General features: G+C 36.9%; 17 protein-coding genes. 7 read left to right on the top strand and 10 right to left on the bottom strand.

Annotated features, from left to right (window positions below; all coding sequences use genetic code 11):
- The first annotated feature begins 1,171 nt into the window (after window positions 1-1,171).
- Window positions 1,172-2,014 (top strand): ParA family protein, encoded by an 843-nt coding sequence (locus Q3C15_RS07975; protein ID WP_302704890.1) that lies wholly within the window; start codon window positions 1,172-1,174, stop codon window positions 2,012-2,014.
- The gene (locus tag Q3C15_RS07980) at window positions 2,007-2,366 is read left to right on the top strand and encodes a Replication-associated protein RepC (protein ID WP_302704891.1); all 360 of its coding nucleotides are present in this window, start codon (window positions 2,007-2,009) and stop codon (window positions 2,364-2,366) included. The genes Q3C15_RS07975 and Q3C15_RS07980 overlap by 8 nt, the downstream gene beginning before the upstream one ends.
- Before the next feature lie 171 nt (window positions 2,367-2,537).
- On the opposite strand, the gene Q3C15_RS08700 is transcribed toward Q3C15_RS07980, so the two are convergent.
- On the bottom strand, window positions 2,538-2,660 hold the full coding sequence (locus tag Q3C15_RS08700) for a type I toxin-antitoxin system Fst family toxin (RefSeq protein ID WP_368045396.1): 123 nt from the start codon (window positions 2,658-2,660) through the stop codon (window positions 2,538-2,540).
- 251 nt (window positions 2,661-2,911) lie between these two features.
- Here Q3C15_RS08700 and Q3C15_RS07985 point away from each other — a divergent pair, with 251 nt between their 5' ends.
- On the top strand, window positions 2,912-3,958 hold the full coding sequence (locus tag Q3C15_RS07985) for a Fic family protein (RefSeq protein ID WP_302704892.1): 1,047 nt from the start codon (window positions 2,912-2,914) through the stop codon (window positions 3,956-3,958).
- 152 nt (window positions 3,959-4,110) lie between these two features.
- Complete coding sequence (locus Q3C15_RS07990; RefSeq protein WP_302704893.1) at window positions 4,111-4,698, top strand: site-specific integrase; 588 nt, start codon at window positions 4,111-4,113, stop codon at window positions 4,696-4,698.
- 167 nt (window positions 4,699-4,865) lie between these two features.
- Here Q3C15_RS07990 and Q3C15_RS07995 read toward each other — a convergent pair whose 3' ends face one another.
- A complete protein-coding gene (locus tag Q3C15_RS07995) occupies window positions 4,866-4,958 on the bottom strand; it encodes a type I toxin-antitoxin system Fst family toxin (protein WP_283599741.1) in 93 nt (30 codons plus the stop codon).
- 405 nt (window positions 4,959-5,363) lie between these two features.
- Between Q3C15_RS07995 and Q3C15_RS08000 the strand changes: the two genes are divergently transcribed.
- A complete protein-coding gene (locus Q3C15_RS08000; protein ID WP_302704894.1) occupies window positions 5,364-5,519 on the top strand; it encodes a hypothetical protein in 156 nt (51 codons plus the stop codon).
- A gap of 44 nt (window positions 5,520-5,563) precedes the next feature.
- Here Q3C15_RS08000 and Q3C15_RS08005 read toward each other — a convergent pair whose 3' ends face one another.
- From Q3C15_RS08005 to Q3C15_RS08030, 6 genes are all read right to left on the bottom strand, one after another.
- Entirely contained in the window at window positions 5,564-6,238 is a 675-nt protein-coding gene (locus Q3C15_RS08005) for a hypothetical protein (RefSeq protein WP_302704895.1), read from the bottom strand.
- Complete coding sequence (locus tag Q3C15_RS08010; RefSeq protein ID WP_302704896.1) at window positions 6,222-7,307, bottom strand: relaxase/mobilization nuclease domain-containing protein; 1,086 nt, start codon at window positions 7,305-7,307, stop codon at window positions 6,222-6,224. Before Q3C15_RS08010 ends, Q3C15_RS08005 begins: the two co-directional genes overlap by 17 nt.
- Window positions 7,208-7,711, bottom strand: coding sequence for a ribbon-helix-helix protein, CopG family (locus tag Q3C15_RS08015; protein WP_302704897.1), 504 nt, complete (start codon window positions 7,709-7,711; stop codon window positions 7,208-7,210). Before Q3C15_RS08015 ends, Q3C15_RS08010 begins: the two co-directional genes overlap by 100 nt.
- 211 nt (window positions 7,712-7,922) lie before the next feature.
- Window positions 7,923-8,240: a hypothetical protein gene (locus Q3C15_RS08020; RefSeq protein ID WP_302704898.1), complete on the bottom strand. Its 318-nt coding sequence runs from the start codon at window positions 8,238-8,240 to the stop codon at window positions 7,923-7,925.
- Window positions 8,233-8,871: a hypothetical protein gene (locus Q3C15_RS08025; RefSeq protein WP_302704899.1), complete on the bottom strand. Its 639-nt coding sequence runs from the start codon at window positions 8,869-8,871 to the stop codon at window positions 8,233-8,235. The genes Q3C15_RS08020 and Q3C15_RS08025 overlap by 8 nt, the downstream gene beginning before the upstream one ends.
- Before the next feature lie 2 nt (window positions 8,872-8,873).
- Entirely contained in the window at window positions 8,874-11,654 is a 2,781-nt protein-coding gene (locus tag Q3C15_RS08030; RefSeq protein WP_302704900.1) for a hypothetical protein, read from the bottom strand.
- 644 nt (window positions 11,655-12,298) lie between these two features.
- Here Q3C15_RS08030 and Q3C15_RS08035 point away from each other — a divergent pair.
- Together Q3C15_RS08035 and Q3C15_RS08040 are read left to right on the top strand one after the other, a co-directional pair.
- The gene (locus Q3C15_RS08035; RefSeq protein WP_302704902.1) at window positions 12,299-12,865 is read left to right on the top strand and encodes a recombinase family protein; all 567 of its coding nucleotides are present in this window, start codon (window positions 12,299-12,301) and stop codon (window positions 12,863-12,865) included.
- 255 nt (window positions 12,866-13,120) lie between these two features.
- Window positions 13,121-14,800 (top strand): LysM domain-containing protein, encoded by a 1,680-nt coding sequence (locus Q3C15_RS08040; protein ID WP_302704903.1) that lies wholly within the window; start codon window positions 13,121-13,123, stop codon window positions 14,798-14,800.
- Window positions 14,801-14,925: 125 nt separating this feature from the next.
- Here Q3C15_RS08040 and Q3C15_RS08045 read toward each other — a convergent pair whose 3' ends face one another.
- Both Q3C15_RS08045 and Q3C15_RS08050 read right to left on the bottom strand, forming a co-directional pair.
- Complete coding sequence (locus Q3C15_RS08045) at window positions 14,926-15,246, bottom strand: hypothetical protein (RefSeq protein ID WP_302704904.1); 321 nt, start codon at window positions 15,244-15,246, stop codon at window positions 14,926-14,928.
- Window positions 15,247-15,258: 12 nt separating this feature from the next.
- Entirely contained in the window at window positions 15,259-15,597 is a 339-nt protein-coding gene (locus Q3C15_RS08050; RefSeq protein WP_302704905.1) for a hypothetical protein, read from the bottom strand.
- Window positions 15,598-15,666: the final 69 nt, after the last annotated feature.

Below are 15,666 nucleotides of genomic sequence, written 5' to 3' on the forward strand. Positions count from 1 at the left end.
TAAAATTTAAAAAACAAAAAAAAAAAAAAAAAAAAATGCTATTTAACTTTACAAACCAAACTAAAAATTGTTTGCTAGAGGTTAAGAAGGAGAGGAGCGTATACTTTCCCTATTACTTTTATTAAGGATCGTACACGTTCTTACAACTATTTGCCGTCGGCCAGTCAGTCGCGTCACGCAATAGCATTTACTTTAATTATCATTTCAGATAATCGTTTATCTTTGTTCCACGCTCCTACTCGCCCCACGTGTCGTGCTTTCGCACCTTCTTTGATAAACTCCCTGTCGAGCTACTATAAGTCTAAGAACCGCTTACGAGTAACTATACAGCTTTCTTGACTCGATCGTACTAAAAGTACCAGTCTTCATCTGCTGCACTTAACTCCAGTCGTATTACTTAGCGAAGTTTAGCCACATCATCGCTCTTTACCTTATTAATTATATTTAACTTAGGCTTCATACCTTGTATGTACGGGCTTGCGACATTTACCCGTTGACCTTGACTAGCTATAAAATGCTACAAAACAGCTAGTCACGTCTATGATTTGTTTTTATCCGCAGTGTAGATTCTGCGCTATTGCAATGTTTGATAACGTTGGTCATCTCAACGAGGACAACAAAAAAGACGCCAATTAATCCAATTGACGCCGTTCCGATCTCATTAAAACAATTACACTCTCAAACAAATCTTAATAAACTGTTACCTTGTATTTACACAAATATCAAAGTATAATATTCACATAAACAAGGCACTAGATTTAAGATTACAGCTGTTCGGGAAAAGCTGTAATTGTTCTAGTTGATGGTGGGACATCAATTAGAACCTTTTCAAACGAATTGCAGTTCATTTGAAAAGCTAGGGTCTTATTTTTTTACCCTTTTTTCTATTCAACTGACAACTAGATTGTATAATTGCCGTTACTAAAAGTAAAGAATAATTTTGTTTTTGAATGCAAATAGTAAAATAGTAAAATAGTATTGTAGTAAAGTATTATAATAGTAAAATAGTAAAATAGTAAAATAGTATTTTATTACGCTAAAAACATTATAAAACAGGCGTTATAGAAGATTGATAAATTACTATTTGCATGCAAATAGTATAGTAGTAAAATAGTAATATAGTAATTTATTAAAATTTGAAATTATTAAATTTTTCTTAAGGATTGATATTATGACACATACTTTATTGTTTGCTAATTTTAAGGGCGGTGTAGGAAAAACAACTAATTCCGTTATGACCGCCTATGAATTATCAAAACTAGGATATAAAACTCTTGTTTGTGATTTAGACCCGCAAGCAAATGCAACACAATTACTACGCAGAACTTACACATTACAGCATAACGAAGAAATGGCCTTCCCAGAAACAATGATGGTTGCACTAAAAAATGAAGATATTAAACCTGCTATTGTTGAAGTTATGAAGAATCTTTATCTACTTCCTTCTCATAAAGACTTTGTAAATTATCCTGATTTTCTTGAACTGAAATACTTAGCAAATATGCCTAACTATAAAGAACGGCGTATTTCATACTTTAACAATCAATTAAAACAAGTTCAAAATGAATATGACTTTATTATTATTGATGTGCCACCTACGCTTTCTATTTATACAGACAGTGCTTTGTATGCTGCTGACAACGTAATTATCGTCTTGCAAACACAACAACGATCGTTAGATGGTGCCATTGCATTTTGGGAATACCTACAGACTTTCTATAATGAACACTCTACAATCGACTTCGATATTTTAGGAATATTACCCGTTTTATTGAAAAATAATGCGGGGCTAGATAATCAAATCATCAAAGATGCAAAAGAAACTTTTGGTGACGATCTCTTATTTAATACAATTATTAAACATATGGAACGACTAAAAAGATATGATCGCTTAGGAATATCTGAAAAAGGCAAAACAAGTAAACACGATTTCCATGACGAAAAAACTCATGAAATCTATATTCAATTGACCAAAGAAATATTAAATAGATTGAAGGAGAACAAACATGTCTAAGCTTACATTTAATAAGGATAGAAACCGTAAAACAACAGATGAAAAGCCAAGCAAAAAATTTAATGAAATAAAAGAAACACCTATTTCTGAACCAGAAAAGACATATGAGGCTCCAAAGATTGAACGTAAAACTAAGTTAGGACGCCCGCGCAAAAATAAAGTGTATAGTTCTATTAGAATTCAAAGATCTACAACTAACCGGATTAATGCTATGCAGAACACACTAAATTTTAAAACACAAGATGATTTAATAATTGACCTTTTAAATAAGGTAGAAAACAGTCTTTCTGCCGATCAAAAGATAATGTATAAAATGTACTTGAAGACATTTACAGAAAGAGGAAAGCAATGATTTTACTATTTGTATGCAAATAGTAAAATAGTAGTATAGTTTAAGCTTTATAATAAGTAATTCTTAGATAAAAAAAGAGGTCCCTTAATGGGAGCCTCGCGCAATCTTGCCTAAGGATCACGACTTCTCTTCATACACTTAATGGTTAGCAACCATTTACTAACTTTTACATTAGCGCTTATTTAACCACCAAGTAAAAAGAGCTACACCACACCCAACAAGCAAAGGTGTAACAATGTTTTGAAAAATGTAAATACCCATGCAAACTCGCCTCCTTCCGAGGCTTGTTGCCATGATTAAGTATACCAAATAAATAATAATATGCTATAATGTAGTTGAAAAATGTAGATACAAAAAAAAAACATGCGAACTTTCTAACTGGCCGCCTTACCAGTTAGTTTTTTTTACCTTAATTTTAGGGTTGCTATTAGAAACAAATATATGATAAAAATAAAATTTACTAATCTGTATCATTATTAAAATACGGTATCATTTGTGGTAGAATGATACCGTATTTTTAGTTATGATACAGAAAAGAGGACTATATGAAAAAATTCGATTACGAAACTTTAAATAACTTTAAAGTAAATAATGAAATTATCAATAAATTAACTAAAATTCATGACCTTAGAGGGCAAATAACCAGTTATAAGGTTGATTACCACGAAACTCTTAACCGCTTAATTGAGGTAGCTAAAGTTCAAAGTGCTGATTCTTCCAACAGAATTGAAGGAATTTATACGTCAGATTCTAGACTTAAAAAGATTTTATCAGATAAAACCAAGCCTAAAAATCGTAACGAGTCTGAAATTCTTGGATACCGCGATGTTCTAAAAATTATTCACGAACGATATAAATATATCCAAATTAACTCCAGTAATATTTTGGGTTTACATAAGATTCTTTTCTCTTATACTGAAAGTTCATGGGGTGGAAAATTTAAAGATAGTGATAACAAAATTGTAGCTAGATACCCCGACGGGCATGAAGAAACTAGATTTGATCCACCTGCAGCATATCTAGTTCCTAGCCTTATAGATTCTTTATGTACTGCGTACAACACTGAATTTTCAAAAGAAGAGGTTTCACCTTTACTATTATCAGGTGCTTTTGTCTTTGACTTTGTATCTATCCATCCATTTAAAGATGGGAATGGAAGAATGTCACGCCTTTTAATGCTTTTAACGCTATATAAATCAGGATTTGATGTTGGAAAGTATATTAGTCTTGAAAAAATCATTGAAAACACAAAAGACGAATACTATGAAGTACTTAAAGAAAGCTCAATTGGTTGGCATAGTAATGAAAATGATTATGTACCATTTTTAAACTATTATTTAAGCATTATTTTAAAAGCATATCGAGAGCTGCAAGATAGAGTCGGAGTTATTAACCATCAAAAATTATCAGTAGAAGACCTAATTGTCAAAACAATTCAGCAAGAGTTAAAGCCTTTATCTAGAAGAGAGTTAGTTAGTGAAATTCCTCAATATAGTGAAATAACCATTAAACGTGCACTAGTTAGTCTACAAAAATTAGGAAAAATAAAGAAAATTGGAAATGGTAGATCAACAAAGTATGGAATCAATTAAATATGTCTTTTAGGGGTTATTTGTTAGTAATAACCCCTTTTATTTATTGTTAAATCAACCCCTTAGTTGTATAATAGTAAATATAGGGGTTATAATTTTAATTTTCGTGATTATAAACCCTGTATTTTTAAATTTTAAGGTGGTTTTTAATCATGAAACAAACTGTTTTACCGATTAAAGATTCTAACGTTTTACATGAAGTTCAAGACACGTTATTGCACAATTTTCGTGCTGGAAGAAGAAACTATACAATTTTTCAAGTAGGTAAGGCAACCTTACTCCGGGTTTCTGACGTTTTGCGTTTAAAAATCAATGATATTTTTGATGAGCATGGCAATGTAAAGCCTAACGCATACATTCATGACAAAAAGACTGGCAAACCTAATAACTTATACTTAAAGCCAGTCGCACAAGATCTTACTACTTATTATGAATGGTTAAAAAAGCATGATCTGATTAAAGAATGGCTATTCCCGTCAACACAGCACCCTGAAAGACACATCACTGAAAAGCAATACTATAAAATCATGGCCAAAGTAGGGGAATTGTTAGAAATCAACTATCTTGGAACTCATACCATGCGTAAGACGGGGGCTTATCGTGTTTATGAGCAAACAGGCCACAACATTGCCCTTGTCATGAAGCTTTTAAACCATTCGAGCGAACAAATGACGCTTGCTTATCTCGGACTTGATCAAGAAACAACAGAATCCATGCTTGATAAAATTGATTTTGGCTAAAAATGTTGTGTTATACTAATGGTGTTCTAATGAATGACACACCATAATAGCACAATCATTGTTTTCTTAACCCGTTACTTAACGGGTTTTCTTTTTATAAAAAAATACGCCTAGCGGAGAGCCTACTTCCACTAGACGATTTCGCTATATACGATCATCAGTAGCAACTATTTATGCTTGTTTAACCAATGATTAAATAGCGCTGTCAGGCAACCTACAAGCAAAGGCGCCACAACATATTGAAAAAAACAGAGTAACATAAAGCGTTCCACCTCCTCTCAGAGGCTAGCTGCCATTACATATTATACCTAATATTTTGTTTAACATGTAACATAGATTTGTAGTGCTATTTGTCAAAAATGTTCAATATTGTACATTTTTGTATCATTCAGTTATATTTAATGCTATAATGTAACTGAAAGAAACAGAGTTATTAAAAACATAGTAGCGTTCAAACCTAACTGCGCCGCCTAACCAGTTAGGTCTTTTTTTATGAAAAACGCCACCAAGCACCCAATAAATAATGGTGCTGCGATATTTTGCAAGATATAAAATCATGTGGTCAAACCTAACTGTGCCTGTCTAACACAGTTAGGTCTTTTTGTTACTTGGCGTCCGCCAAGCTTCCTTTTAATTTTGGAAACTATCGCAAAGGAAGATCTAAAATGAAAACAAAATCTATCAGTATTAAAGAAAACGAAACACAATCAGAACTATCTGAAAGAGCAGAAAAGGTTGCAAATCAATTAACCAAACAGGGTAAAGTTGTGATTTGCATTCAAACTTTACCGGATTATGCTGAAATTAATTACTTCGACTAAGAAAAAAGTCTAGCAAATTGCTAGACTTTATTTTTTTCAACCTATTAATAGATCCAATGGGTCTTAATTTTTTCTAATTGATCATTGAGGTTATTGCCAATCTTTTCCCACCAGTCATGACGACATCCAATCCACCAAATTACTAGCGGAATAGCGAGTGGCATACCAACAATCAAAAGTACTGCAATGAATCCCAAAATTACACACCAAACTTTACCGGTAAGCGTCCCGGCGTGCAAAACGGATCCAAAGATTGAATTTACAACATGATATAGTAATGGAACATGCCAGAAACCCGATGCAATCATCATAAATGACCCTAACGCACCAATAACAATCGCAACAACTAACCCCAACACTGAAACTTTACTAAGCGTTCGACTATTTTCAGCAATTTCCTTTTGACCATTAGTTATATCATCACGTAATTTATGAATATTGGTAACCGATGAATCAATCCGATAACTAGCTTTTCGCACATCACCGGCACTCTTACGGATCTCGCGAGTTACTTGCTTAGAAGCATTACTCATTGACTCATTTGTCTGTTGTGTAAAGTATACAACCGACTTTTTCAATCCTTCGTTTACCTGTTTATTAAACGCATCAGCATACCCTTTTACAAGAAAACGTTCAATTTCCGATGAAAGCTTTGCCATATCAACATTTAACCGTTGACGGTTAATGCTGTCGGTCAATTCATCAAAAGATGACTTCATCTTGCTCAAGTTCTGATTTAGCTGTGCAATATCCTTTTCTAACAGCGCGTCTTTTTGTAACTGTTCTTCCAGTTGGTTCGTATTCTTCTGAACGCTGTGATTCAGCAGCGATACTCCCGACTGTAAGTTTGCTAAAAGATCGCTTAATGGACTGCTCTGTTTGTTGTTTGAATTGTTTGCTGGTTTCATTTAAAATCACACCCTTTCTATTATTCTGAAACCATTGTTCAACATTCTTTGATCCATAATCTGTGCCTAAAGACTGGTCCCTAATCTTATGGACTTTACCCCTTTTATCTGTAAAGGTGTATGAAATATATTTCAGCTTTAGGTTTTCGTTGATTAATTCGCCTCTAGAATTGAATGCCTTTTTTCTGAAAGCCCGACACTCAACCCCTTGATCGGCTAACCTTGATAAATAGTCCGTCCAGGAAAGAGACTTTTGTTGAACTTTATCAATTCGATCACGAAGGTCATCTTTCCAAACATAAATCTGCCGTTTCTTCATCTTAATTTCGGCAATTGTATGTTTTTCACCAGCCCTTACACTACCAAATTCTTTCCGAATAGATTCGGGCTGACACATTTGATTCTCATGCAAAACTTCATCATTCCATCGTTGAAGATCTGCAACATTCTTTTGCTTGCCACGAATTGCCTTTCCGGAAAGATAATCTTGACTGCAAATAAAGATATGATTGTGTAAATTCCCACCATCACCATCTTTTTGCGTTGCAACGATGCAAAGATGATGCGTTCTCCCCATAATTTTATGTGCTAACTGCACACCTAAATCATGAGCTTTACGAACATCAGCAGGATTATTTGGATCTAACTCTTCGAGACTGAAAGCCTGCGTATAGCGGTACATCTCGATTCGATTTTTCTGCTTTGCGTGGAACTTTCGCCAGACCATATTGAATTGCTTACGGGCAATCTTTAGATTTGAAGAGCAATCGATTCCAGTGACTATTTCATTGCGTCTTTCGTTTCCGTTATGCCCTTTGCCTTCAAGATATCCAATAGCTTGCGGACCATTCCTTGTACTTGAGACGTGTATAATTCCCAAATTATCAACACTTCCTCAGTGAACTGGTCTAAGTACTTATTCAGTAGCTTAGCCTTGGATTTCGTTTTCTTTTCATCAATCGGGAACCCCGCTTGATGAACCTTCCGCACCATTTTGGTAAAGCTAGTTTCGATTTTCGAGACTCGAACCAACAAATTCCCCAGTTTCGTAAGAATCAGATTTTCATTTTCACGACACTTACGAAATTCGTGCATTAGTTCTGACATTTGCTTATCTGACAAAGCCAGATTACCAGTCCCACCCAACAAGGCGTAACGAATCACCTCGGAAGTATTCATATGATTATCCGCTTTGGCTTTCTCAATTTGCGCTAACATTTCAGCATCAACACGAACCGTTAATTGCTTAGCGCATCGAACCTTGTTATGTGTTAGTTCCGTCACTCTCAATCATCTCCTTTTCCATTTGTGCGGAAGGTAACGGCAAGCAACCCCAAGTGCCTTCGACCCTTGGGGAGGAAAACGCCCTTATCAGGGCGACACTTTCCTGTTATCAGCTAGTTGGGGGAGTGTTACACACTCCCCCACACCCCTACTTGTTTCCACGGCTTTACAGAGAAAATAATAATTTTCCTCTGCAAAGTCGCGGCTTACTTTACGAAGCTTTAAAGGGTAGGCTATGCTTTTCCTTATGCTCCGTTACCAGCAGATCAATCGCATTGATCATCTGATCGGCACTTTCGCAGGATACATGAATCGTCCCAAGAGCTTGCTCAAGATACTGGACAACGACCCGATCATCACGCCAATCGTTCAGCTGTTCCTTGAGCTCTTTTGGCCCCATAATGTCATATCCCTTAAGGATAGAAGCCATCGCCTTGGCGCTTCGCGTTTCCAATTGTTCCAAAGCCTTTTCTTCATCAGCAATGTGATGTTTTTTCATCGCAATTTGCTTACTCAAACTTTCAGTCATTATAATAACCACCTTTCGTCTTTGCGACTGATAATGCTGTTTCGAGTTTATTAATTTTACTCTTCAATTCTTTATCCCACTTTTCCGGCAAATAGCTATCAAATTGATACAAAAACTTCTGAGCAAAAATCCGTACGTTTCTTGCCTTGGGGTGCCTTGCAAAGAGATCAGGCAGAACACCCCGTAATCGCATATAATACGATTTTCCCTGAAGAACCTTTTGAAAAATCATTTCTTGAAGGTCCCATAAAGCAACAAAAATATTTGCAGCATATTGTCCTTCAACAATAGAAGGCACTCGACAACGATCACCGTAGTCTGCATTCCAGTAACGATTAGCTTCATCATAAGTAACAGATACATTTTGCTTTAGAAATTCCATTTCTTTCCGCAAAACAGGCTGTTCATCACAATTTCCTGGGAATGGGCCATGTTCAACGGTGTAATCTTCAATACACTTAATAACGGCATAGTAATAATCTACTACGCAAGTGTACTCATCAAAATTCCAAGGTAATTCCAAAGATAAGTCTTTATAATATTGACTGTCTTCAGCATGTTGCTTAATTTGTTCAACTGTTGTGTTTGCTAATACAAACAATTTTCCCTCTTCGTAGCCATAAATTTCCATGACTATCCCTCCTTGTAAAGTAATTCTGTAATCGCCAGATGGTTAATGAAGTTTTCTGACAATTTTTTCTTTGATCGTTGATATGCCCTAGCAAATGAACCATAGCTGTCGTAAACCTTTGAAAAGTATTTATCGTACAATTCCTTACGTGACATTTCACCGTCATGGTAAGCTACAATGTATCGCAAGAAATGACGATATTTATACTCATCTTGTTGGCTCAACAACGTTTTATCTTTCGATCGATAAGACACATCTTTCTTCCCCGACAGCAAATCCTGCATGCATCGTAAGAAGAGATTACCCGTTGAATTATCGGTAATACACCAGTTCTTTGCTAAAACTAACGCATATTTCCGATATTTGTGATATTCATTAATATCCTCAAACGGTGCGGTTTCAAAGTATCCATGACCGTCGTTACCCGGAATGAACTTAATTAACTTTCGTGTGAAGTCGTAGTTATATTTCTGAGTAACAAACAAATCATCAACTTTAAGTAATCCTTTCAACGTGCGGAGGTGCTTCTCATCTGTCAAGGACGTAAAACGTTTCTGACGAGTTTGAACACTCACTTTGCTATGTTCTAAGTCATCAAACACGTTATCTACGCTGACATCTTTTAATCCAGCAAGTGCGTGAACATTACCATCTTTAGTAATTTGAAAACGCGTCCGAATGTTATAGAGATCAGCTAATGTATCTGCCTTGATTTCAAAGAACACACCATTGAAGAAATTACGGGCCACGTAAACCCAAAGCGGAGACTCATTACCCACCGTTTCAAGGTACCGTGTCAATTTTTTTGAAAATTCTTCAGTGTTGACGCTCGGATCGACTGTTGTCAGAAATCCATCAGTTGTGATGCTTTCAAGCTTCAAACTTGGTTCGATTCGCATTGCAGCTCCAATAAGTCGCATTAAAATATACCTTGTAATAGCGGTGTATTGACTGGCAATAAATGGGTTAGTTACTGACGAGAACGGTAGATAATACATCTTGTAATCGTCATAAGCCCGCTTGATTTTCTGATGTAATCCCTGACCAGTTTTTCCGTAAACACTATTCCCAAGCATTTTATTTAATGCGTTCTTGGGATTGTCTTTCGGATATTTCGCACGTTCTTTAGCAAAAAGCTCTTGTGCTTTACCCGTTGGACAAACCCGGTTCATATAACCATTACCGGCAACTAACTTATCTTGCATTGGAATACACATGCCATAAACAATAACTCGCGCTCCTAATTCACAAGCGGTAACAGCGTCTGTTAAGGTCAGCATCGCGCGTTTCATGTGCTTTACATAAACTGGAGTATCACCAATTTTGGTACGATATGGCGTCAGTGTTAACCAAGCATCATCTGGGTAATCAACATCTGCTTCCAGATAACCTAATGTGAAAGGCCCGTTAACTAACACGTTGGAGCCATTAATAAGACTTGAAAAGTCAATTGGCGTTGAAAATCGCTGCCATCCCACACTGGTAATAAAGTCAGGAATCAAATGTCCACCCACGTTGTAAGCACTCTTCGCATCAATATCAATAACCTTCCGATTAGAGATTTTTCCGTGAGTGTAACTAACGTTATGGCCACCAAAGAACGCTTGATTAGCTGTTTCAAAACCTTGTTGAGATTCCATAAACAACTTCTTAGAAGTGTTATCTAAAACCCCGTTGCGGTGTTTCGGATCGTCGCAAATATCCTTAGCTTGGTAGTACCCATTACGAAGCATGTTCCAGTCTAGAATCTTAATTAGATTCAAAGGATCGGGTTCTACTTCAGCTAAATTGCACATTGGAACGCTTTTACCATCATGTTGTTCCTTCTTTACAAAAAATTGCAACTCAGAAACAAATAATGGATCCTCTTGCATCATTTTTGATAACATCGCAGCTAGTGTAAAACTTCCCGTTTCACCATTGATTTTGGCCACCTTTGCACCAAGTGATCCGCAAGCGAAAGGCAAATTTTCCTTATCTTTTGCAGATAAAGGCAACGTCTTCAAGAAACCAAGCCATTCATCAGCATAAACAAGGCAAATTTCGCTGTCCGTTAATGCGTACTTTTCATAATCTTTTGGCCGATTTTTCAAAAGTGTGCGCATATGTGTCTTATAAAAGCCCACAGGCTTACCGTCTTCCTTATCCCATTCCTCAGTGTCGAGTTTAGGGTAATGCAGCATTTTACCGATGGCGTCCAAATTAACCTTTGCTGCTGATAAAAGCATCATGTCTCGAATATTCAGGACTGCATAATCATACGCATATCCTTTTCGATGACTGTTAGTCTTAATGCTTGCAGACAAAGGCGACTTGGTTGCAAGTGCTTGCTGTTTCAAATTAATCAGATTATCGGTTGGGGTATCTAGAACTGTCTTCCAATCTTCAAAGATTGAAATATCAACGCCAAGCCAAAAGCCAATGATCGTGTAATCATACGCGTAAACCTTTGAATTTTTCGATTTGAATCGATTGTGATGTGAGTTATCAACCTTTCGTGGTTCGATCCCATTTTCCTTGTAAAAATCCTTCACAAGTTTATGTAGATCGATAAATCGAAACGGACGATCCTGCTTATCGCGATACAGAACGTATTCGCGAACCGGACAGCCGCGTTTAGCGATTGCAACTTGAAGGCTGATAACATCCGTAAATGAGCGGACATCTTCGCCAGATGTTTCTGATTGGTCTTCGTGGGATTCCCACTCTGCATCAATTGACACTAACACGTCATCATTGATATTGTGCAGTTCTGGCGTGTTTTTAATCTCATTAATGAGCATTTAACTCATCCTTTCGTACCAACCGTACGAGAATCCTCACTATCATAAGGTGTAATATAATAATTATGCAAATATTACAACAAGAGCTTGCCATGCTATAATAAATATTATATAATTCATTATGTAGTAAAGGAGATTTGTTTTACTTTATTAAAATTTACTAAAGTTTGCAAAATTCCCTTACGGTTGTTTTAATATTATTGAAATAATACTTAGAAAAGCGTAGTTTTAGAGCCATGCATTCTAAGTACCAAACACAAAATGAAAGCGTAGAGATATTTCAAATTTTCCGGATTCAAACTGTCTCTATGCTTGTTTGCGTATACTCTAATTTTAAATTACCCATTACTAAATGTCAACAGTTACTTTTAAAATATTTTATACAACTCCTTACAAGACGAGGCGAACAAACTTTGGGCTTTGACCCATCATGTCCTTGCCCGTCTTTGCGCCAAGAATGTTGATATACCGGCATTCTTGGCGTTTTTACGTTGGGGAGACTCTATTTTATATATCCCACTTTTCAGCCGGCGTCCGCCGGCTTTCCTTTTAATCCCGGAATTTAAGAAACTCTTAGATTAGTCAATACTGATAATTAACCTTTAGAATACTGTTATAACTGATTTTCTTAGAGGTGAGAATAATTGACTAATAAACATCGTGTTATTGCTTATGCAAGAACGTCTACTGGTAAACAAGATCTAGGAATTCAAGTCCAGCTATCTGCTTTTAAGCCCTTCTGTCCTGATTTAATCTACCAAGAGCAAATTTCCGGGAGACTAAAAAAACGTCCCGAATTGTTAAAAGCCCTCCGCGCATTAAGAAAGAATGATACCTTACTGATCTATAAACTCGACCGTTTAGGTCGCAGCACTCAGCAATTAGTAAGAATCATGAATCGCCTTAATGATCGCGGAATCCATCTCCTTTCTATCAGTGACAATATCAATACAACCACTCCAAACGGTCGATGCTTCTTTACTATTATGAGCGCCATTGCCGAATTAGAGTCTGATATGATCAGCAAACGTACTAAAGATGCGTTACAGCAAACAGACAAAAAGCTCGGCAGACCTGGAATAAGTAAAGAAACTGCTGAAAAAATACTAAAACTCCACAAGACTGGACGACTTCATAACAATGAAATCGCTGAGCAATGCGGAGTTTCCCTAAGTAGTGTTTACAATATCTTAAAAAGATCTAATCAATAGACTGTAAAAAACCATCGTTAATTATTAGTTAAAAATCTAAGAAAATTCTACTACTAAATTCCCTTAGTTATCAAGTCTTACAGGTAATTTGATCATAACTGTCGAGCCATTCCAAAAAACGATGATTTTATACAAACTTTAACGGTTTATATACATTTCTTTAATTCCATTGAAAGAGGGAATGCCATGGATTGGATTATGGAATAAGTCATTCAAAGAAGAAACATAACTAATTTGTAGAAAGAGGTTTTTTTTATGACATTATCAAGAATGGAAAAATACCACAATAATAAAAACAAAAAATTCAAGAAGAGTATTGCAACAGCTTTAATGGGAACTGTTTTAGTTGCTCCTATTGCACTTTCATCAGCTTCTGTAAATGCTGATACTGTCCCGGCTGGATCACAACCAGCTCAAACCGAATGGGTTGCTAACTCTGTTTCAACGGTTCGCGCTGAAATGCAAGCTCAAGGCCTCAACTTATCACACGTTCAAGGCAAGTACATTGTTCGTAAAGGTGATACCTTATTAGCAATCAGTCAAGCGGCAAACGAAAGCATGGCTGAAATTGCCAAGGTCAACCACATCACCAACTTAAACTTGATTTATGTTGGTCAGGTGTTGTACTTAGGCAGCAACGGTGTCGTTAAAGCTCAATCAGCTTCAGCTAACAACGAAGTTGCCAACAACGCTGGTACAGGTGTTGCAGCCAACGTTATGAGCAATGGCGGTAACGCAACTGGTGCGTCAATCGCAACGCCAGCTAACAACGGTATCTACCGTGGCTTCACGGGTAACGGAACCGTTGCTGCTCATCCATCACGGACCGCAGAACAAGCACGAAATGCGGCTAAAGTTGGTTTGTCAACAAACACATCAGCAAACAGCCACACAGCTGTAAAGACTGACACATCAGCAAAGGTTGATCCATCAACAAAAGCTTCAGCTAAAACAACTTCAGCTGTAAAATCATCAGCTAAAGCTTCATCAGCAAAGACTGATACATCAAAGGTATCAAGCTCAGCTTCATCAGTGAAATCATCTGTTGCTTCAAGCACAGCTTCAAGTGCAAAGCACAGCTCAGCTGTCAGTTCAAGCACACCAGCTAAGACTTCATCAGCTACCAGCTCAAGTGCTTCACACGTAAGCAACTCAACGGCAAGCAAGGTTGATACACCAACAAAAGCTCCAACAAACACATCAAGTGCTTCATCATCAAAAGCACCAGTTGCTTCAAGCACGACTTCAAGTCAAGCTCAAAGCTCACAAAAGCCAGCTACTTCAACCACAAGTTCAAGCACTCAAACGCCAGCTGCATCAACATCTTCATCAGTTGATTATGACAAGGGTGTTGTCAACTCAGATGGTACCGTAAACTACCAAGCAGCCATCAACCAAAAAGGTCCATGGCAAGGTAAGAGCGCTACTCCAAACGCTCAAGGTCAATCACCAGCTGAACAAGAATGGTTGAAAGATCACCCAGGTGCTCGTATGTCTGGTTCACAATATGCTGATGGCTCAGAAAATGAAGTTCCAGTATATGCAAACAATCAAAATGATGACATCGATCGTCCAGCAATGACCCAACAACAATTACAAGATGCTAATACGCAAATGCAAAAGAACATTAATGCTCCCGAAACATTTGGTAATGGTATTCAATGGGTTTCATCAGATTATAAAGGTGAAGTAACAGGAACTGCCACACCAGTTAATGCTACTAACCCAGAACAAACACCATACGAACCGTATGCAAACACTGTTGGTCGTGTTGATGCTAACATCGTAAAGCAAGATTATGGTAAACAACCAGTTGCTCCAACGAACATGTCAAATGGCGATATGAAAGCTCCTGATGGTTCACACTATGTCAGCTCAAATATCACTAACGGTCAAGGAACAACTAACAAAGTAACCTTAACCTTCTACAAATAAAATGGTTTATAAATAAGCAATAGTAAACTAAAAAGACTACTCGTTATGAGTAGTCTTTATTTTTTTACAAATACTATCATTTACTCCTTACCGGAGAAATATGACGATGTTTCACCTAAGAACACTCATCGTAACATCTTTGTTGTGGCTTCGTAGTCGTTAAGTGTGATGTATTTATTCAAAAACTTCACTAGTTGTTTTGGATGTTTGTTTAACCACTTTGCGTTATGCTTCATCGCGCGTGTCGTGCCAAACACATAAACGTCATACGGCTTGCCATCCGGCAAGTCCTGTCGAAAGTGCACTTCCAAATGTGGCAAATTGGAATCAACCATTTCGGTGATCGTTTGTGTCCCATACACACGATCACCTGTATTGCTACTGATTTCAAACAGCGGTTCTTTTAACGAAACGATTTGTTCTTGATGGATAATTGCTGCGATCATTTGACTACCTCCTTATCGCAAACTTGCTTTGGTTACTTTGACGCCCTCCGGAAGCTCACCTTGCGTGTTGATCAATTTGACCAACTTTTCCGGGTGTTTATTGTACCACCGGGCCTCCCACTTCCCGAGCTTATTAGTGCCGTACGCGTAAACATCGTGTGCTTGGCTACTGTTAACAATCGTAATGTGGAACTTAATGTGATTCTTATTAGTAAAAATACCATCGTAACTTACGATTACATCTGGCTTCTTAGCCGGTTCCGGCTCTAGTTTAATACTCCGGCTTGAAGCAACGGGTGTTTTGACGATTACGACTGATGTAATATTACACTCACTACAACCAGCTCCCACATTCAAATTCATATTCAAAAAGCAAAAAAAAAAAAAAAAAAATAGAAATTTAAATTAAAAAACAAAAAA

The sequence above is a fragment of the Ligilactobacillus sp. 110_WCHN genome, from assembly GCF_030518115.1.
Classification (GTDB): domain Bacteria; phylum Bacillota; class Bacilli; order Lactobacillales; family Lactobacillaceae; genus Ligilactobacillus; species Ligilactobacillus aviarius_C.